14 protein-coding genes are annotated in these 18197 nt (G+C 67.2%); 2 read left to right on the top strand and 12 right to left on the bottom strand.

The genetic code is table 11. The annotated features are described in order from the left end of the window. Positions 1-163: 163 nt before the first annotated feature. Positions 164-1318: a benzoate/H(+) symporter BenE family transporter gene (locus tag B146_RS0117935; RefSeq protein WP_019997856.1), complete on the top strand. Its 1155-nt coding sequence runs from the start codon at positions 164-166 to the stop codon at positions 1316-1318. A 13-nt stretch (positions 1319-1331) separates the two neighbouring features. On the opposite strand, the gene B146_RS0117930 is transcribed toward B146_RS0117935, so the two are convergent. From B146_RS0117930 to putA, 8 genes are all read right to left on the bottom strand, one after another. After that, positions 1332-1967, bottom strand: coding sequence for a hypothetical protein (locus B146_RS0117930; protein WP_019997855.1), 636 nt, complete (start codon positions 1965-1967; stop codon positions 1332-1334). Between the two features lie 136 nt (positions 1968-2103). Continuing rightward, positions 2104-3789 carry a 2-isopropylmalate synthase gene (gene leuA / locus B146_RS0117925; protein ID WP_026358715.1) on the bottom strand — a complete coding sequence of 562 codons (1686 nt, stop codon included), beginning with the start codon at positions 3787-3789 and terminating at the stop codon, positions 2104-2106. Positions 3790-4175: 386 nt separating this feature from the next. Further along, positions 4176-4544, bottom strand: coding sequence for a hypothetical protein (locus B146_RS0117920; protein WP_060577688.1), 369 nt, complete (start codon positions 4542-4544; stop codon positions 4176-4178). Between the two features lie 287 nt (positions 4545-4831). Then, a complete protein-coding gene (locus B146_RS0117915) occupies positions 4832-5737 on the bottom strand; it encodes a cation diffusion facilitator family transporter (RefSeq protein WP_026358714.1) in 906 nt (301 codons plus the stop codon). 33 nt (positions 5738-5770) lie between these two features. Then, the gene (locus tag B146_RS0117910; RefSeq protein ID WP_019997851.1) at positions 5771-7951 is read right to left on the bottom strand and encodes an anthranilate synthase; all 2181 of its coding nucleotides are present in this window, start codon (positions 7949-7951) and stop codon (positions 5771-5773) included. A 259-nt stretch (positions 7952-8210) separates the two neighbouring features. Beyond that, the gene (locus tag B146_RS0117905) at positions 8211-8837 is read right to left on the bottom strand and encodes a glutathione S-transferase family protein (RefSeq protein ID WP_019997850.1); all 627 of its coding nucleotides are present in this window, start codon (positions 8835-8837) and stop codon (positions 8211-8213) included. Positions 8838-8991: 154 nt separating this feature from the next. After that, the gene (locus B146_RS0117900) at positions 8992-10686 is read right to left on the bottom strand and encodes a formate--tetrahydrofolate ligase (protein WP_019997849.1); all 1695 of its coding nucleotides are present in this window, start codon (positions 10684-10686) and stop codon (positions 8992-8994) included. 74 nt (positions 10687-10760) lie between these two features. Continuing rightward, on the bottom strand, positions 10761-13850 hold the full coding sequence (gene putA, locus B146_RS0117895; RefSeq protein WP_019997848.1) for a bifunctional proline dehydrogenase/L-glutamate gamma-semialdehyde dehydrogenase PutA: 3090 nt from the start codon (positions 13848-13850) through the stop codon (positions 10761-10763). A gap of 121 nt (positions 13851-13971) precedes the next feature. Between putA and B146_RS0117890 the strand changes: the two genes are divergently transcribed. Continuing rightward, a complete protein-coding gene (locus tag B146_RS0117890; protein WP_019997847.1) occupies positions 13972-14439 on the top strand; it encodes an Lrp/AsnC ligand binding domain-containing protein in 468 nt (155 codons plus the stop codon). A gap of 50 nt (positions 14440-14489) precedes the next feature. Here B146_RS0117890 and B146_RS0117885 read toward each other — a convergent pair whose 3' ends face one another. Genes B146_RS0117885 through B146_RS0117870 form a run of 4 tightly spaced genes read right to left on the bottom strand, consistent with a single transcriptional unit; the run spans position 14490 to position 18122 of the window. Next, positions 14490-15320, bottom strand: coding sequence for a dipeptide ABC transporter ATP-binding protein (locus B146_RS0117885; protein ID WP_019997846.1), 831 nt, complete (start codon positions 15318-15320; stop codon positions 14490-14492). Next, the gene (locus B146_RS26585) at positions 15317-16156 is read right to left on the bottom strand and encodes an ABC transporter ATP-binding protein (RefSeq protein WP_019997845.1); all 840 of its coding nucleotides are present in this window, start codon (positions 16154-16156) and stop codon (positions 15317-15319) included. The genes B146_RS0117885 and B146_RS26585 overlap by 4 nt, the downstream gene beginning before the upstream one ends. Positions 16157-16160: 4 nt before the next feature. Beyond that, positions 16161-17054 (bottom strand): ABC transporter permease subunit, encoded by an 894-nt coding sequence (locus tag B146_RS0117875; protein ID WP_026358712.1) that lies wholly within the window; start codon positions 17052-17054, stop codon positions 16161-16163. Positions 17055-17114: 60 nt separating this feature from the next. Then, positions 17115-18122 carry an ABC transporter permease subunit gene (locus B146_RS0117870; RefSeq protein WP_019997843.1) on the bottom strand — a complete coding sequence of 336 codons (1008 nt, stop codon included), beginning with the start codon at positions 18120-18122 and terminating at the stop codon, positions 17115-17117. Between the last annotated feature and the right edge of the window lie 75 nt (positions 18123-18197).

Genomic DNA, 18197 nt, shown 5'->3' with positions numbered 1-18197 from the left:
CTGGCGCGCACCCTGATGCGCCTTGCCTCTCCTGCCGGGTCCGCAAACCACATCCGCCTCTGGGCAGCGCGGTTTGCGCTTGCGAGAGTGGGAGGAACGGTCGTAAGCCCCAAAAGGCCTCGGTGCACCCTTGTCGCGGGTGCCGTTCCCGAAAGCCTTGCCCATGCGCCTGCCGCCGCTCGCCGCCGTCTCGGCCGGCCTCCTTGCCGCCTTTGTCGGCTTTGCCAGTTCCTTCACCGTCGTCCTGCAGGGCCTCGTCGGCGTCGGCGCGACGCCCGAACAGGCGGCGTCCGGCATCATGGCGCTCTCGGTCGCCATGGGCCTGTGCGGGCTTCTCGTGTCCTGGCGCACGAAAATGCCGATCTCCATCGCCTGGTCTACGCCGGGTGCGGCACTCCTGGCCGGCGCCGGCCTTCCAGAGGGTGGGTTCGCGGCCGCCATCGGGGCCTTCGTCCTTGCAGCCGGGTTGGTGATCCTGACCGGCCTTGTCAAGCCGGTCGGCCGTGCGATGGCTGCGATCCCCGTGTCGCTCGCCAACGCCATGCTCGCGGGCATCCTCCTCCCGCTCTGTTTGGCGCCGGTGAAGGCGGTGGCCGTGTTGCCGCTGGAGGGCCTCGCGATCGTCGCGATCTGGTTCGCGGTCGGTCGATGGAACCGCATTCTCGCCGTGCCGGCCGCCGCCGTCGCGACCTTCCTTCTGATCTATCTCCGGCATTCCGGGCCGGGCACCGGCGCGGCGATCGTGCCCGACCCGGTTCTCGTGCTGCCCACATGGTCGCTTTCGACCATGGTCGGGATCGGCCTGCCCTTGTTCCTGATCACCATGGCCTCGCAGAACATTCCGGGCCTCGCCGTCCTCAAGGTCAACGGTTACGCGCCTGCGCCCGGTCCTCTCTTCACGCTCACGGGCCTGTTCAGCTTGTTCAGCGCGCCCTTCGGCGGTCATGCGGTGAATCTCGCCGCGATCACGGCGGCGATCTGCGCGGGCGACGAGGCGGGGCCGGACCGCGCGCGCCGCTGGTGGGCCGGAATGGTATCGGGGGCGGGCTATATCGCCTTCGGGCTCGCGGCCGGCTGGGCCACGGCCTTCGCGGCGCAATCGCCCGTCCTGATCCAGGCCATGGCGGGTCTCGCCCTGATCGGCGCTTTCGCCGGCGCGCTGGCCGGCACGGTGGCGGAGGTGCAGGACCGCGAAGCGGCGGTCCTGTGTTTCGTGGTCACGGCGTCCGGCACGGCCTTTTTCGGCATCAGCGCCCCGTTCTGGGGTCTGGCCGTCGGCGGTCTCGTGATGCTCGCGACGCGCCTGCGGCGCTCGTGACGCGTTTGCGACGTCAGCCGAAAAGCGAGGTTCCGCGCGCGGCGGCGATGGCCATGAGAATGCCGACGCCGACCACGACGCCGATCATCAGCCAGGACAGGGCGATGACGAAGTCGGTGGAGCGCGGCCGCTCCGGAAGGCGCATCGGATCTTCCGACGAAAGGCTGACCGGCGCGGTCAGCGTCGGCGTCGGGCGTTCGGGCTGTGCCAGACGTGTGCCGAGCCCGTCGAACACGGCGAGCGCCTTGTCCCGCTCCACGATGCGCTCGGCGATATAGTCGGTGACGCGGTCGATGACGAAGCGCAGCTCGGGCGATTCGGCGAGCGTGACGCGGCCGAGCCTGGTCTCGCGCACGAAACGATAGGTGCGCCGGTCCCGTCCCATCATCACATGGGCCGTCGCGTCGATCCAGAACCGGGGCTGGCTGCCGCTCGACAGTGAGAAGTCGAAGAGTTCGTCGTCGGCCGGGACGGCGTCCATGATCGGCTGCAGCTCGTCCACGAACATTTCGAGACGCGCCCGATCGGCTTCCCGGATGTCCACCACGATGTCGGTGCGTTGGGCGGCGGCGATCTTGGCCGCGCGCACGGCGTCGGCCAGTCGCTTGGTTCCGTTCGTCACCGCCACAGCGGATTTGGCCTCGGCCATCTTGCCACCTCGACTCATCGTGTGGCGAACCCTCGTGGCTCGCCCCGCGCGACCTCTTTCTCTAGAGGCGCAGGCTTTCGCGAACCCTGTCCGAGGCTGGTCGGCCCGCCTTGACGCGGGCCGACCGTTCGAGACCTCAGCCTTCCAGGACGCGGTTGGCCGCCGAGACGATCGCCTTCAGCGACGCCGTGGTCGCGTTCTGGTCGATCCCCGCGCCGAACACCCGGCCCTCGCCATGCTCGATCTCCATGTAGGCGATCGCGCTGGCGTTGGATCCGCGCTGGAGCGAATGTTCCGAATAGTCCGCGACGCTGAGCGACAGGCCGAGATGCGCGTTCAGCGCGTTGATGAAGCCGTCGATCGCGCCCGTGCCGCGCCCTTCGATCTTCACTTCGCGACCGCCGTCGAGGATCGTCGCCTCGACCAGCCGGCTGTTGCGGTCGTTCTCGACGCGGGTGAAATGATCCGCATAGCGCAGGCGCGCCTCGGGCTGCTCGACATAGCGCTCCAGGAAGCGCTCGTAGATGCGCTTCACCGGCAGCTCGCGGCCTTCCTCGTCGGTGATCCGCTGGATGTCCTCGCGGAATTCGATCTGGAGATTGCGCGGCAGGTTCAAGCCGTAGTCGGCCTGCAGCACATAGGCGATGCCGCCCTTGCCGGACTGCGAGTTGATGCGGATGATCGCCTCGTAGGAGCGGCCGACATCCTGCGGGTCGATCGGCAGATAGGGCACTTCCCACAGCGGCTTGTTGGCGACCTTCTGCGCCTTCATGCCCTTGTTGATCGCGTCCTGATGCGAGCCGGAGAAGGCCGTGTAGACCAACTCGCCGACATAGGGATGGCGCTCGGGAATGGCGAGCTGGTTGCAATATTCGTAGACGTCCTTGATCCGATTGATGTCGGAGACGTCCAGCTCGGGGTCCACGCCCTGCGTGAACATGTTGAGCGCCAGGGTCACCAGATCGACATTTCCGGTGCGCTCGCCATTGCCGAACAGCGTGCCTTCCACGCGGTCCGCCCCGGCCAGCAGGCCGAGTTCGGTCGCGGCGATCGCCGTGCCCCGGTCGTTGTGCGGATGCAGCGACAGGATGATCGCCTCGCGATTGTCGAGATTGCGGCTCATCCATTCGATCTGGTCGGCATGGATGTTGGGCGTCGACATCTCGACCGTCGCCGGCAGGTTCAGGATCAGGCGGTTTTCGGCTGATGGCTTCACCACCTCGGCGACGGCGTTGCAGATTTCGAGCGAGAACTCGAGCTCGGTGCCGGTGAAGCTTTCGGGCGAATACTCGAAGCGGAAGCCGCCGCCGGCCTTGGCGGCCATGTCGGTGATCATCTTGGCCGCGTCCACCGCGATCTGCCGGATGCCGGCGCGGTCCTTGCCGAACACGACGCGGCGCTGCAGCTCGCTGGTGGAATTGTAGAAATGGACGATCGGGTGCTTGGCGCCTTCCAGGCTCTCGAAGGTGCGCGAGATCAGCTCGGGCCGGCACTGGACGAGGACCTGCAAGGACACGTCGTCGTCGATGCCCCCTTCTTCCACGCACCAGCGCACGAAGTCGAAATCGGTCTGCGAGGCCGAGGGGAAGCCGATCTCGATTTCCTTGAAGCGCATCGCCTTCAGGAGCGCGAACATGCGCGACTTGCGGTCGTGGCCCATCGGATCGACCAGCGCCTGATTGCCGTCGCGCAGATCGACCGAACACCAGATCGGCGCCTTCTCGATCTGGCGCGAGGGCCATTGACGATCGGGCAGATCGACCGCCGGGTAGGACTGATATTTCGTGGCGGCCTTGGCCATGACGGGAGCGGATACGGACATCGGGTTACCTTGCTCGTTCGGCAAAGACGGGCGGCCAAAGGCGCGACAAGCCGTCTTTCAAAATTTCAGGACGATTGTAAAGCCGAAGAGACGGAAGGGCGCGAGGGCGCCGGCTCGACCGCCGGGCGCCTCTTCGTTAACGGGCCCGACGATCGCTGATAAGCGCGAGAAGGCCCGGAAGGAGGCAAGCGAATCCCGTGGCGGCGATGGCCGCTCGTGCGCCCTGAAAGGCGAAGGGGGATTCGGTCGATGTCATGGAACGAGTTGTCGCCCGGCCCGAGCGGAATTGCAAGTCGCGATCGGAGCGATGCGAACGCCCTTCCCCCAAACGCAAAAAGCCCGGCTCGAAAGCCGGGCTTGTCTGGACCAGACGGCCCGAAGTCGGATCAGAAGGAGTCCGAACCGGGGACCAGGAGGGTGGAGATGCTGGAGGCCGGGGTGGCGCCGTTGTTGTAGACGCCCTTCGACACCGCGTTGATCTGCGCCGTCTCATCGGCATGCACCGTGGTGCGCGAACCCGGGACGACGCCCTCGTTGGCGCTCACGCCGGCCGGATAGCCGAAGGAGCGGGTCTCGACCGTGTTGACGGTTGCGCCGCGAGCGGCGGCCTGACCGGCGATCACCGTGTTGGCGGCGTGATCGGCCTGCACGTCCTCGTAGTAGTCCGAACCCGGGACGAGGCCGGCGGCCGACGAGACGCTGGTGAAAGCGACGAGAGAAAGCACAGCGGCGGAAGCAATAGCGAAAGTCTTCATAATTTTATTCCCCATAAAGTCGTAGCGACTGGCGGGACCTGCTCGTTTATTTCCCAAGCGGTCGTTTTATTTCCGCGTCGTTCGATGACCCTGATGTAGTCGATCCCGGTCGCCCCTACGAGTAGCGGATTGCGAACAGTCCGTTCGGGAAGTAAGGCGCTCTTCCTATCCATGACCCTCTTGCGCTGCACAAAGAAGCACCTACGCGCCTTCGCAGGCGCAAAAAGAAAGGGCAGCGAATCCCGCTGCCCCTTCAAACTCTTAGCTGTTTTGGCGGCCTATGACGCCTAGATGACAGGCACGCCCACCTGTTTGGCTTCCGCTTCCGGCTCCACATGGATCAGAACACGGGCGTTCAGAAACTCCTCCTGAAGCGCGTCCTCGATCCGGTCGCAGATCACATGCGCATCGCCGACGCTCATCGCGCTGGGCACCACCATGTGAAATTCGATGAAGATCGCGCGGCCCGCGATGCGCGTGCGAACGTCGTGGACTTCCAGCGCCCCGTCGGCCTTGGTGGAGATGATCTCGCGCACGCGCGCGTCGTCGGGCGCGTCGAGCGCCTGATCCATGAGGCCGGACAGCGAGGCGGCGACGACCTTCCAGCCCTCGCGCAGGATGTTGAGCGCGACCAGCGCGGCGAGCAGCGGATCGAGGATCACCCAGCCCGTCGCCTGCGCCACGGCGAGGCCGGCGAGGACGCCGACCGAGGTCACCACATCGGCCATGATGTGGCGCCCGTCCGCATCGAGCGCGGGCGAGCGGTGCTCGCGCCCCTTGCGGATCAGAACCGTCGCCCAGAAGGCGTTGATCGCGGTCGCGACGCCATTGATGGCGATGCCGAGAAGCGGCGCCTCGATGGCGCGCGGCGCGGCATAGGCGAACCAGGCCTCGCGCAGGATCAGAAGCGCGGCGAGCACGATCAGAACGCCCTCCACCACGGCGGAGAAATACTCCGCCTTGGTGTGTCCGAACGGGTGATCGGCGTCGGCGGGCTTGTAGGAGACCGTCACCGCCCAAAGGGCGATGAGGCCGGCGACCACGTTCACGATCGATTCCAGCGCGTCCGAAAACAGCGCCACCGAGCCGGTCACCATATAGGCGAGATATTTGATGCCCAGGACGAGACAGGCGACCGCGACCGTGATGGTCGCCGTGCGCTTGACCAGCCGGCCGGTGTCGTCGTCGCTCATGGTGATCGCCGCTGCATTCATTGACGGAAGACCTTACGCGCGGTTGCGCCGGGGCAGCTTGGCCACGACATTCTCGATCATCTTCATCCCGGCGTCTCCTCCCAGACTCATGATGCTTTCGGGATGGAACTGCACCGCCGCGACCGGCTCGTGCTTATGCTCGAAGGCCATGACGACGCCGTCCTCGGTCTCGGCCGTCACCTCGAACTCGCGCGGCAGGCGCACGGGATCGGCGAAGATCGAGTGGTAGCGCCCGACCGTCACTTCGGACGGGAGCCCGGCGAAGATCGTGCCCGCCGAGGCGACGCGGATGCGCGAGGGCTTGCCGTGAACCGGCACATGCAGGGTGCGCAAGGTGCCGCCATAGCTCTCCGCCAGGGCCTGGAGCCCGAGGCAGACGCCGAAGATCGGCGCCTGGCGCTTGCGCGCAAGCGCGATCGTGCCGCGACAGTCGAAATCATCCGGCTTGCCGGGGCCCGGCGAGAGAACCACGAGATCGGGCGACACGCGGTCGAAGATCTCTTCGGGCACGGGCGTGCGAACCGTCGTCACCTCGGCGCCGGTCTGGCGGAAATAATTGGCGAGCGTGTGGACGAAACTGTCTTCGTGATCGACGAGGAGGATGCGAACGCCCTCCCCGACCTTGGCGCGCTCGGCCGTGGCGCCGGAAGCCTGCGGCGCGCCGGCCTCGCGAATGGCGGCGAGAAGCGCGGAGGCCTTCAGCTCCGTCTCGGCCTCTTCCTCTTCCGGGTTGGAATCGTAGAGGAGCGTCGCGCCGGCGCGCACTTCGGCGATGCCGCCATTCAGCCTGATCGTGCGCAGCGTCAGGCCGGTGTTCAGATCGCCGTTGAAATGCACCATGCCGACCGCGCCGCCATACCAGGCGCGGGCGCTCTTCTCGTTCTCCTCGATGAAGCGCATGGCCCAGAGCTTGGGCGCGCCCGTCACCGTCACCGCCCAGGCGTGGGACAGGAAGGCGTCCATCGCGTCCATGCCCTCGCGCAGGCGGCCCTCGATATGGTCCACCGTGTGGATCAGGCGCGAATACATCTCGATCTGACGCCGGCCGATGACGCGCACCGAGCCCGGCTCGCAGACGCGGCTCTTATCGTTGCGATCGACGTCGGAACACATGGTGAGTTCCGACTCGTCCTTCTTGGAGTTCAGGAGCTTCAGGATCTGCTCGGAATCCGAGATCGCGTCCTCGCCGCGCCGGATCGTGCCGGAAATCGGGCAGGTTTCCACGCGGCGGCCCGACACGCGCACGAACATTTCGGGGCTCGCCCCGATCAGGAATTCGTTCCGCCCAAGATTGATGAAGAAGGAATAGGGCGAGGGATTGATCGCCTTCAGGCGGCGCGACACGGCCGAGGGGCGGCTTTCGACGCGCTCGTAGAAGGTCTGGCCCGGCACGACCTCGAACAGGTCGCCACGCATGAACTTGTCCTTGGCGCGGCGCACGAGCGAGGCGTATTCGCCGGGCTCGTGATCGCCGCGCTTGGGCGCCTCGTTGGCCGGCACGAAGGGCGCGTCGGTGCCGCCCCCTTCCAGCCCTTCGGTGGAGCGCCCGTCCTTGGAAAACTCGTAGGCCTCGACATAGGCGCGCGCCGAATAGTGATCGACGATCAGGATCTCGTCCGGCAGGTAGAGGACGAGATCGCGCCGCGCGTCGTCGCGCGCCTGCGTTTCGCGAACCGGATCGAACTGGAAGGCCAGATCGTAGCCGAAGGCGCCGTAAAGGCCGAGATCGCTGTCCTCGTCCGACTTGAACAGGGCGACGATGGCGCGCAGCACGGAAAAGACGGTCGGCATGCGCGAGCGCTCTTCTTCCGTGAAGGCGCGCGACGGCAGGGCGACGGTCAGATCGAGGCGGCTTTCGCCGCGAAGGGTCTCGGCGAGGTCCTCGTGGCCCTCCAGCGCGTCCGCCACGAAGCCGAGGAGCACATGGCCGCGCGGGTTCAGCGCCTCCACCCGGACGTGACGGCCGGACGAGGTGACGGCGAGCGGCGGATCGACGATCGCCGTGTCCCAGCGCGTGTAGCGGCCGGGATATTCGTAATTGGAGGAGAAGACCGCGCCGCGCCTCGTGTCGAGCCGATCGACATAGGGCTCGATCGCCCCCGCATAGGCGACGTCGCGGCGCCGGCGGGTGACGGTGACACCGCCTTCGGTCTCGTATCGGAACGCGCCGTCGCTGGCGGTTTCGAGGGTCATGGGTTCCACTCCTTCAAGAAGCACCGGCCCTCACGGCCCCTTTTTCAAGCAAAAAGGCCGCCGGGTTTCCCGGGGCGGCCTTTGTTTCGAACAGACGCACGTGTTCGCCAGCCGCCTATGTGCGGATGAGCCACCACTTGCCGATGTTGCGCGCGTTCGTCATGGCGGAAGACCTAGCCCAGAGCCCGGCCGATCGCAACGAAAATTCCCCGCAAGGCCTTATTTGCCAGTGCTTCGCAAGTGCGCGCGAGCGGCCGGCTCAGCCCTTCGCGGCGGCCAGAAGCGCGTCGTCGATCTCGGTGGCGCGGCGATAGGCCGGGCGGGACCGGACGCGTTCGGCATAGGCCTCGAAAGCCGGCCGGCGCTCGATCGAGCCGAACTGAAGGCCCCAGGCAACGTGACTGCCGACATAGACGTCGGCGGCGGTGAACCTGTCTCCGGCGATGAAGCTGGAGACCGAAACCGCGCCTTCCAGCGCGTCGAGGGCGGTCTCGTAGGAGCCGTATCCGACGAAGGCGCGCTTCTCGTCGGGCACGGTGACGCCGAGCGTGCGATTGGTGACGGCTGCTTCCAGCGGGCCGGCCGCAAAGAACATCCAGCGATAATAGGCGGCGCGCTCCGAAGCCGTGCGCGGCAGGAGGCCGGCTTCGGGGAAGGTTTCGGCGAGATAGGCGCAGATCGCCGCGACCTCCGTCACCACCACGCCGTCATTGATGAGGGTCGGCACCTTGCCCATCGGGTTGAGGGCGAGAAACTCGGGCGCCTTCATCCCCTCGCCATAGGAGAGGATCTTCGCCTCGTAGGGTGCGCCGACCTCTTCGAGCATCCAGCGGACGATGCGTCCGCGCGACATGGGGTTCGTGTAGAGGATCAGACCATCGGGCATGCGTCGGCTCTCCGCTGAACGGGCCCGACCGCGATGGCCGGCATCCTCGTTTCAGCGACGATTTCTAGACGAGACCGGCACGCTTGGCACGATCCCCGGCGCTCGTCAGACGAGCGCAGCGACCCTCGGCTTCGGCCGGCTTCGGGCGAGCGCCTCAGAACAGCCCTTCCACGCGCCCTTCCGCGTCGAGGAAGATGCGCTCGGCCGCCGGCTGTCGCGGCAGGCCGGGCATGGTGAGAATGTCGCCGCAGATCGCCACCACGAAGCCGGCGCCTGCGGCCAGCCGCACCTCGCGCACATGCACGATATGATCGGTCGGCGCACCCAGCCGGGCGGGGTCGGTCGAGAAGGAATATTGGGTCTTGGCCATGCAGACCGGGAAATGGCCGTAGCCATCGGCCTGGAAGCCGTCCAGCGCCTTCAACACGGCGGGCTCCGCCGTTACCGCCGCGCCGTGGTAGATGTCCTTCACCACGGTCTCGATCTTGCCGAGAAGGCTGGTCTCGTCGGGATAGATCGGCTTGAAGCGGGCGCGGCCGGAATCGGCAAGGCTCGCGACCTTCTCGGCGAGTTCCTCCGCGCCCGCCGAGCCCTGCGCCCAGTGCCGGCAAAGGACCGCCTCGACGCCCGCTTCCGCCGCCGCCTCGCGCACGGCCTCGATCTCGGCGTCGGTGTCCGTCCCGAAATGGTTGATCGCGACGATGGCCGGCACGCCGAAGGAGATGCAGTTGCCGACATGGCGCTTGAGATTGGCCGCGCCGCGCCGGACGGCCTCGACATTCTCCGTGCCGAGTTCGGACTTGGCGACGCCGCCATTCATCTTCAGCGCGCGCACGGTGGCGACGATGACAGTCGCGGCCGGCTTCAGCCCGGCCTGCCGGCATTTGATGTCGAAGAACTTCTCGGCGCCGAGATCGGCCCCGAAGCCCGCTTCCGTCACCACATAGTCGGCGAGCTTCAGCGCGGCGCGGGTCGCGACCACCGAATTGCAGCCATGGGCGATATTGGCGAAGGGCCCGCCATGCACAAAGGCGGGGTTGTTCTCCACGGTCTGCACGAGATTGGGCAGCATCGCGTCCTTCAGGAGCGCGGCCATGGCGCCGTCGGCCTTCAGGTCGCGCGCCGTGACGCGCGACTTGTCGGGCCGGTAGCCGATGACGATGCGCCCGAGCCGCTCCTGCAGATCGTCGAGATCGGCGGCGAGGCAGACGATCGCCATGATCTCGGAGGCGACGGTGATGTCGAAGCCCGATTCGCGCGGCAGGCCGTTGGCCGGGCCGCCGAGCGACTGCACCATGTCGCGCAGCGCCCGGTCGTTCATGTCCATGACGCGGCGCCAGACGATGCGGCGCGGGTCGAGCCCCAGCGCGTTGCCCCAGTGGAGATGATTGTCCACCATCGCGGCGAGGAGATTGTGCGCCGTGGTGATGGCGTGGAAGTCGCCCGTGAAATGGAGGTTGATGTCCTCCATCGGGATGACCTGCGCATAGCCGCCGCCGGCCGCCCCGCCCTTCTGCCCGAAGCAGGGGCCGAGCGAGGGCTCGCGCAGGCAGATCGCCGCGCGCTTGCCGATGCGGTTCAGCCCGTCGCCGAGGCCGACCGTCGTGGTCGTCTTGCCCTCGCCGGCGGGCGTCGGGTTGATGGCGGTGACGAGGATCAGCTTGCCGTCGGGGCGATCCTTCAAGCCCTCGAGAAAGGCGGCGTCCAGCTTGGCCTTGTCGCGGCCATAGGGGATCAGCGCGTCCTCGGGAATGTCGAGCCGGGCGGCGATCGCGGCGATCGGCTTCTTCTGGGCGGCGCGCGCGATGGCGATGTCGGACAAAGGCTCGGCCACGAACGAAGGCTCCATGCTGGCACGGCCTCGCCGGGGAGGCCCGGCGCCACCATACGAAGGGCGGCGCCGGGCGCAAGGAGCGTTGAGGCTTAATCCCCGCCGGCGGCGATCAGGCTGGCGTTTCCGCCTGCCGCCGCCGTGTTGGTGGAGATCACCTGCTCGCGCACGAAGCGGGCAAGATAGTTCGGCCCGCCGGCCTTCGGTCCGGTGCCCGACAGGCCCGAGCCGCCGAAAGGCTGCGAGCCGACGATGGCGCCGATCATGTTGCGGTTCACATAGACATTGCCGACCGTCAGCCGCTCCTTCACGAAGCGGATCGTCTCGTCGATGCGCGAATGAACGCCGAGCGTCAGGCCGAAGCCCGTCGCGTCCACCGCGTCGCAGACCTTGGCGAGATCGCCGGCCTTCCATCTGACGACATGCAGCACCGGCCCGAACACTTCGCGGGTCAGCGCCTCCGGCCGGTCGATCTCGACGATGGTCGGGGCGACATAGTGCCCGGCCGCCGGCAGGTCGGCCGGGAGCTTGCCCTCGAAACGGACATTTTGCTTGGCGCGCATCTCGGCGATATGGCCGGTCAGCATCTCGGCCTGCGCGGCGTCGATCACCGGGCCGACATCGGTCTCGAGATCGGCGGGGTCGCCGACATGGAGCTCGGCGGCCGCGCCCTCGATCATCGCCAGCATTCGATCCGCGACATCGGCCTGCACGAAGAGAAGCCGCAGCGCCGAGCAGCGCTGGCCGGCCGAGCGGAAGGCCGAGCGCACGACATCGTCCGCCACCTGCTCGGGAAGCGCCGTCGCGTCCACGATCATGGCGTTCATGCCGCCGGTTTCCGCGATCAGCGGCGCGATCGGCGCGTTGCGGGCGGCGAGCGAGCGGTTGATGGCGAAGGCGGTCTCGGTCGATCCCGTGAAGGCGACGAGCGCGGTCGCCGGATGGGCGACGAGCGCCGCGCCGGCTTCGCCGTCACCCGGCGCCAGATAGACCGCGTCCTTGGAGAAGCCCGCCTCGTGCAGGATCGCCACCGCGCGGGCGGCGATCAGCGGCGTCTGCTCGGCGGGCTTGGCGATCACCACATTGCCGCCGGCCAGCGCCGCCGCAACCTGGCCAAGGAAGATCGCGAGCGGGAAGTTCCAGGGCGAGATGCAGACGGCGACGCCGCGCGAGCGATAGATCAGCCGGTTCTCCTCGCCGGTCGGCCCCGGCAGGGCGACGGGCTGCGCCAGGAGGCGCTCGGCCTCGGCGGCATAGAAGCGGCAGAAGTCCACGGCCTCGCGCAGTTCCGCGATCCCGTCGTCCAGCGTCTTGCCGGCTTCACGCGTCAGAAGCGCGAGAAACTCGCCCTCGCGCGCTTCCAGAAGATCGGCGGCGCGGCGAAGCTGCGCGGCGCGGGTCGTGGCCGGCACGGCTTCGGTGGCGCGGACCGCCGCCTTCGCGCGCTCGACCAGCGCCGTCGCGCCGGCAGCCGTCAGGAAGCGGCTGGTGCCGACGGCCGCGCCGTCCACGGGCGAGCGGATGTCGATCGCGGCGCGCGTGTCGAGCCCTTGCACGGGATCGGCCGAAAGACCTGCGAGCTTGGCGCCGTCGCGGGCCTTCAGGAGCGCGGCCAGCGCCCAGCGGTCGCCGAACTCCGTGCCCTTGGAATTTGGCCGCGAGCCGAACAGATCGGTCGGGTTGACGACCCCCGCATGGGTGACGCGCCCGCCCTGCAGAAGCTCGCGCGGATGGGCGAGGAGATCATCGACCGGCACCTTCACGTCACCGACCTTGGCGACGAAGGAGGAATTGGCGCCATTCTCGAGGAGGCGACGCACGAGATAGGCCAGTAGATCGCTATAGCCGCCGACCGGCGCGTAGATGCGGCAGGAGACCTCGCCCTTCGTGTCCTCGCGCAGCGCCTCGTAGAGCGATTCGCCCATGCCGTGCAGGCGCTGGAACTCGAAGCCCGAGCGATTCGAGCCGGCCATCTCCAGGATGTTGGCGACGGTCAGTGCATTGTGCGTGGCAAATTGCGGATAGAGCCGGGCTCGGCGCTGGAGAAGCTCGTTGGCGCTGGCGAGGTAGGACAGGTCCGTCGCCGGTTTCACCGTATGCACCGGGAAACCGGGCAGGCCCTTTTCCTGGGACTGCTTGATCTCGGTGTCCCAATAAGCGCCCTTCACGAGGCGCACCATCATGCGGATGCCCGCCCGCTCGGCGATCGCGTCGAGATGACGGATCAGCGGGATCACGCGCTTTCCATAGGCCTGGATCGCCAGACCGAAGCCGATCCAGCCGTCGAACGTCACCTGCTCCACGACGGCTTCGATCACGTCGATCGAGAGCTCCAGACGCTCGGCTTCTTCCGCGTCGATCGTGAAGTTCAGATCATAGGAGCGGGCGCGGTTGGCGAGGTCCACCACCAGCGGCACCAGCTCGCGCAGCACGGTGTCGCGATGGGTTGGATGGTAGCGCGGATGCAGCGCCGAGAGCTTGACGGAGATGCCCGGGCGATCGGGCAGCGCCTTGTTGCCGGCCTTGCGGCCGATCGCCTCGATCGCGTCGGCATAGGCCTTGAAGTAGCGCTCGGCGTCCCGCTTGGTGCGCGCGCCCTCGCCCAGCATGTCGTAGGAGTAGCGATAGCCCTTCTTCTCGAAGCCGCGCGCCCGCTCCAGCGCGTCCTCGATCGTCTCGCCTAGCACGAACTGCCGGCCGAGAAAGCGCATGGCCTGACGGGTCGCGGTGCGCACGGCCGGCGCGCCGACGCGCTTCACCAGCGACTGCACGATGCCGGACGGCGTCTCGTGCGGGCGGATGATGCGGGCCGACAGGCCGAGCGCCCAGGCCGAGGCCGCCATCATCTTCTGATCGACGATGGGCTCGCGATTGGCCCAGTCGCCCGCGCCGATCTTGTCCTCGATCAGGCGGTCCTGCGTTTCGGTGTCGGGCACGCGCAGGAGCGCTTCGGCCAGCACCATCAGCGCCAGCCCCTCGCGCGTCGAGAGGCCGAATTCGCGCATGAAGTCTTCCACCGCGCCGATGCCGCCCGCGCGCGAGCGGATGCTCTCGATGTAATGGCGGGCGCGCGCCTTCACCGCGCCCTCGTCCACGGCAAAGCTTTCGGCGGCTTTCAGGAGGCCGGCGACGGCGTCGCGGTCGCTGGGTGAATAGGGGGCGGAAAAGGGCGCGAGGCTCATGAAAACCGGGGCTCCGTCGGCGGGGGAAGATCGCGCCGGACCCTATCAAATCCCGGACTTTCTTTCCCGGCGATTATCGCATCCTATACGCTGGATTTCGAAGCCTGAGGGATATCGCGCGATGGAAAACGCCACGCTGGACGAAAAGGACCGAAATATCCTCCGCGCGCTTCAAGCGGACGCCCGGCTTTCCACGGTGGATCTGGCGGCCCGCGTTCACCTTTCGCCGACCGCCGTCGCGGCGCGCGTCAAGCGGCTGACCGAGGAAGGCTTCATTCTCGGCCATCATGCGCGCCTGTCGCCCGAGAAGCTGGATCGTGGGCTCGTGGTCTTCGTGGAAGTGAAGCTCGATCGCACCAGCGAGGACGTGTTCACCGAGTTCGGACGCGCCGCCAAGGCCAATGCCGACATTCTGGAATGCCACATGGTAGCGGGCGGCTTCGACTATCTTCTGAAAGCGCGGGTAAAGGACATGGTCGCCTATCGCGCCTTTCTGGCGCAGGCGCTTCTGGAACTTCCCGGCATTCGGGAAACCCACACCTATGCGGTGATGGAGGAGATCAAGAGCACGACCGCCCTGCCCTTGTGAGACCTCTCCTGGGAGCGCCGCCGCCCTCGAGAAGGCGGCGGCGTCGATCGTCAGGCGGCCGGCGCGCCGCGGGCGGCCATGCGGGCGCGGATGCTCTCGATATCGGCGCGCGGCGTCGAGGCGAACAGCTTCTTCGTGTAGTCGTGGCTCGGCGCGGCAAAGACCTCGTCGCGCGTGCCGTATTCTACCACCTCGCCGTAATACATCACCATCACCTTGTCGGCGATGTAGCGCACGACCGACAGGTCGTGGCTGATGAAGACATAGGTGAGGCCGAGCTCGTCCTGCAGATCGGCCAGAAGGTTCAGGATCTGCGCCTGCACCGACAGGTCGAGCGCCGAGACCGGCTCGTCGAGAACGAGAAGGCTCGGGTTCAGCATCAGCGCGCGCGCGATGGCGATGCGCTGGCGCTGGCCGCCGGAGAACATGTGCGGATAGCGGTTGAAGTGCTCCGGACCGAGGCCGACCTTGACGAGCATGGCCATGGCCTTCTCGCGCCGCTGCGAGGCGGACAGATCGGTGTTGAGAAGCAGCGGCTCGGTCAACACGTCGCCGACCTTCTGGCGCGGGTTGAGCGAGCCATAGGGGTTCTGGAACACGATCTGCACCTTGCGGCGCATATCGGAGGTCACGCCCTTGGCGACGTCCATCGGCTGGCCGTCGATATGGAGCGAACCGGCGGTCGGCGCGTCGATCAGGGTCAGCATCCGCGCGAGCGTGGACTTGCCGCAGCCCGATTCACCGACGATCGCGAGCGTCTGCCCGCGATCCACCGAGAAGCTGACGCCCTTCACGGCGTGGACGGTCTTCGTCGGCGAGAAGAGCCCGCCCGCGATGTGGTAGTCGCGCTTGAGGCCGCGCGCTTCGAGAACCGTGCTCATCGCATTCCCTCCAGCGCCATGGCGTCGGCGACGGTCGGCAGGCGGTCCCCGGTCGCGTTCTCCGGCAGAGCGGAGAGAAGCGCGCGCGTATAGGGATGTTTCGGCGCTTCGAACAGGGAGAGCACGTCCGCCTCTTCCATCTTGCGGCCCTTGTACTGCACGACGACGCGGTGCGCCGTTTCGGCGACGACGCCCATGTCGTGGGTGATCATGATGAGCCCCATCCCGTGCTCGCGCTGGAGCCCGACGAGGAGGTCGAGGATCTGCTTCTGGATCGTCACGTCGAGCGCCGTCGTGGGCTCGTCGGCGATCAGGAGCTTGGGGTTGCAGGCGATCGCCATGGCGATCATCACGCGCTGGCACTGGCCGCCCGACATCTGGTGCGGATAAACCGAGAGGCGCGAGGCCGGGTCGGGAATGCCGACCGCCTCCAGAAGCTCGATCGCCCGGCGCTTGCGCTCCGAGCGGCCGAGGCCGAGATGGAAGCGCAGCGTCTCGGTGAGCTGGAAGCCGACCGTGAAGCACGGATTGAGGCTCGCCATCGGCTCCTGAAAGATCATCGAGATGTCGCGCCCGATGAGCTGGCGGCGCTCGCGGCCGGAGATCGCGCGCATGTCGCGGCCGTCGAACAGCATCCGGTCGGCCGTGACGGTCGCGGTCTTGGGCAGAAGGCCCATGGTGGCGAGCATGCCGACCGACTTGCCGGAGCCCGACTCGCCGACGATGGCGAGGACCTCGCCCTTGTCGACATGGATGTCGATCCCGTCCACGGCCTTGAAGGGGCCGGAGGCGGTGTCGAAGCTGACGGTGAGATTGCGGATTTCGAGAAGCGACATGGGATCAGCTCCGGCGCATCTTCGGGTCGAGCGCGTCGCGCAGACCGTCGCCCACGAGATTGATGGCGAGCACCGTGATGAGGATGGCGAGACCCGGCAGGGTCACGACCCACCAGGCGCGCAGCACGAACTCGCGCGCTTCGGCCAGCATCGTGCCCCATTCGGGCGTCGGAGGCTGGGCGCCGAGGCCGAGGAAGCCGAGCGCCGCCGCATCGAGGATCGCGCTGGAAAAGGACAGCGTCGCCTGTACGATGAGCGGGCCGAGGCAGTTCGGCAGGATCGTCTTGAACATGAGACGCAGCGGCCCCGCGCCGACGACCCGCGCCGCCACGACATATTCACGCTCCTTTTCGGCGAGAACCGAGGCTCTCGTCAGACGCACGAAATGGGGCTGCAGCACGAGCGCGATGGCGATCATCGCGTTGGTGAGGCCGGGGCCGAGGATCGCGACCAGAACCAGCGCCAGAAGCAGCGAGGGGAAGGCCAGGATCACGTCCATCACGCGCATGATGACCGTGTCGACCCAGCCGCGATAATAACCGGCGACGAGGCCGATCACGACGCCGGTGGAGACGGCGAGCACCACCACGACGACGCCGATGAAGAGCGAGTACTGCGCGCCGAACAGAAGGCGGGACAGGACGTCGCGCCCGACCGCGTCGGTGCCGAGCAGGAAGGCCGCCTGCCCGCCCTCCTGCCAGACCGGCGGCACGAGAAGCGCCGCGCGGTTCTGCGCGGTCGGATCGTGCGGAGCGAGAACCGGCGCGAGGATCGCGAGAAGAACGATCAGCAGGAAGACGAAAAGACCCGCCACCGCGCCGCGATTGACCGAGAAATAGTACCAGAACTCGCGCAGCATCTGCGCGCGGCCGCCGGCGGGCGGCGCGTGGTCCGGCATGTTGGAGCCGATGCCGGCTTCCGCTTCCTGAGCTTCGATATGGGACATCAGAGCCTCTCCTTATCGCGCGCGGACGCGGGGGTTGATGAGGCCGTAGAGAAGATCGACCACGAGATTGACGACCATCACCACGAGCGCAATCAGGAGGAGACCTCCCTGCACCACTGGGTAGTCACGGCGGAACACGCTATCGACCATCCATTTGCCGATGCCCGGCCAGGAGAAGATCGACTCGGTCAGGATCGCGCCGGCCATCATCACGCCGATCTGCAGGCCGATCGTCGTGATGACCGGGATCAGCGCGTTGCGCAGGGCATGAATGCCGATGACGCGGTTGGGCTTGAGGCCCTTGGCGCGGGCGGTGCGCACATAGTCCTCGCTCAGCACTTCCAGCATGGCCGAGCGCGTCTGCCGCGCGATCACGGCGAGCGGGATCGTGGCGAGCACGACGCTCGGCAGGATCAGATGGCTGAGCGCCGAGGCGAAGGCGCCCTTCTGCCCGGACAGGAGGCTGTCCACCAGCATGAAGCCCGTCACCTGCGGGAAGAAATACATCAGCGAAATGCGGCCCGAGACGGGCGTCCAGCCGAGCGTTCCCGAGAAGAAGATGATGAGGAGCAGGCCCCACCAGAAGATCGGCATGGAATAGCCGACGAGCGCCGTGCCCATGATCGTCTGATCGAGCCAGGAGCCGCGCTTCACGGCGGCGAAGACGCCGGCGGGAACGCCGATCAGCACCGCCAGGAAGATCGCGACGAGCGAGAGTTCGACGGTCGCCGGGAAGAGCGTCAGGAACTCGGTCAGAACCGGGCGCCGCGTGACGATCGACGTCCCGAAATCGCCGTGAAACAGCTGCACGATGTAGTTCATGAACTGGATCGGCAGCGGCTGGTCGTAGCCGAGCGCCGCCGTCAGCTGGGCGTGGCGTTCGGCGCTGACGCCGCGCTCGCCCGCCATCAGCGTGACGGGGTCGCCCGGCAGGAGCCGGATGAAGGAAAAGGCGACGAGAGCGACGCCCAGAAAGGTCGGCACGAGAATGCCGAGACGAGCCATAAGAAAGCGAAACATGGGGGCGCTCTACACGGTTCTGCGGGCGCGCGTCACCGCATCGGTTTGAATTGGCTGCATAAAGCAGAGTTTTGA

This window comes from Aureimonas ureilytica DSM 18598 = NBRC 106430, assembly GCF_000382705.1.
In the GTDB taxonomy this organism is placed as follows: Bacteria; Pseudomonadota; Alphaproteobacteria; order Rhizobiales; family Rhizobiaceae; genus Aureimonas; species Aureimonas ureilytica.
The sequence above is the reverse complement of the archived record's forward strand: the minus strand, read 5'-3'. Positions and strand labels throughout refer to the sequence as shown.

Coding starts and splice junctions, on each gene's coding strand:
- B146_RS0117935 (WP_019997856.1), top strand. CDS start 164: ATGCGCCTGCCGCCGCTCGCCGCCGTCTCGGCCGGCCTCCTTGCCGCC.
- B146_RS0117930 (WP_019997855.1), bottom strand. CDS start 1,967: ATGGCCGAGGCCAAATCCGCTGTGGCGGTGACGAACGGAACCAAGCGA.
- leuA (WP_026358715.1), bottom strand. CDS start 3,789: ATGTCCGTATCCGCTCCCGTCATGGCCAAGGCCGCCACGAAATATCAG.
- B146_RS0117920 (WP_060577688.1), bottom strand. CDS start 4,544: ATGAAGACTTTCGCTATTGCTTCCGCCGCTGTGCTTTCTCTCGTCGCT.
- B146_RS0117915 (WP_026358714.1), bottom strand. CDS start 5,737: ATGAGCGACGACGACACCGGCCGGCTGGTCAAGCGCACGGCGACCATC.
- B146_RS0117910 (WP_019997851.1), bottom strand. CDS start 7,951: ATGACCCTCGAAACCGCCAGCGACGGCGCGTTCCGATACGAGACCGAA.
- B146_RS0117905 (WP_019997850.1), bottom strand. CDS start 8,837: ATGCCCGATGGTCTGATCCTCTACACGAACCCCATGTCGCGCGGACGC.
- B146_RS0117900 (WP_019997849.1), bottom strand. CDS start 10,686: ATGGAGCCTTCGTTCGTGGCCGAGCCTTTGTCCGACATCGCCATCGCG.
- putA (WP_019997848.1), bottom strand. CDS start 13,850: ATGAGCCTCGCGCCCTTTTCCGCCCCCTATTCACCCAGCGACCGCGAC.
- B146_RS0117890 (WP_019997847.1), top strand. CDS start 13,972: ATGGAAAACGCCACGCTGGACGAAAAGGACCGAAATATCCTCCGCGCG.
- B146_RS0117885 (WP_019997846.1), bottom strand. CDS start 15,320: ATGAGCACGGTTCTCGAAGCGCGCGGCCTCAAGCGCGACTACCACATC.
- B146_RS26585 (WP_019997845.1), bottom strand. CDS start 16,156: ATGTCGCTTCTCGAAATCCGCAATCTCACCGTCAGCTTCGACACCGCC.
- B146_RS0117875 (WP_026358712.1), bottom strand. CDS start 17,054: ATGCCGGACCACGCGCCGCCCGCCGGCGGCCGCGCGCAGATGCTGCGC.
- B146_RS0117870 (WP_019997843.1), bottom strand. CDS start 18,122: ATGTTTCGCTTTCTTATGGCTCGTCTCGGCATTCTCGTGCCGACCTTT.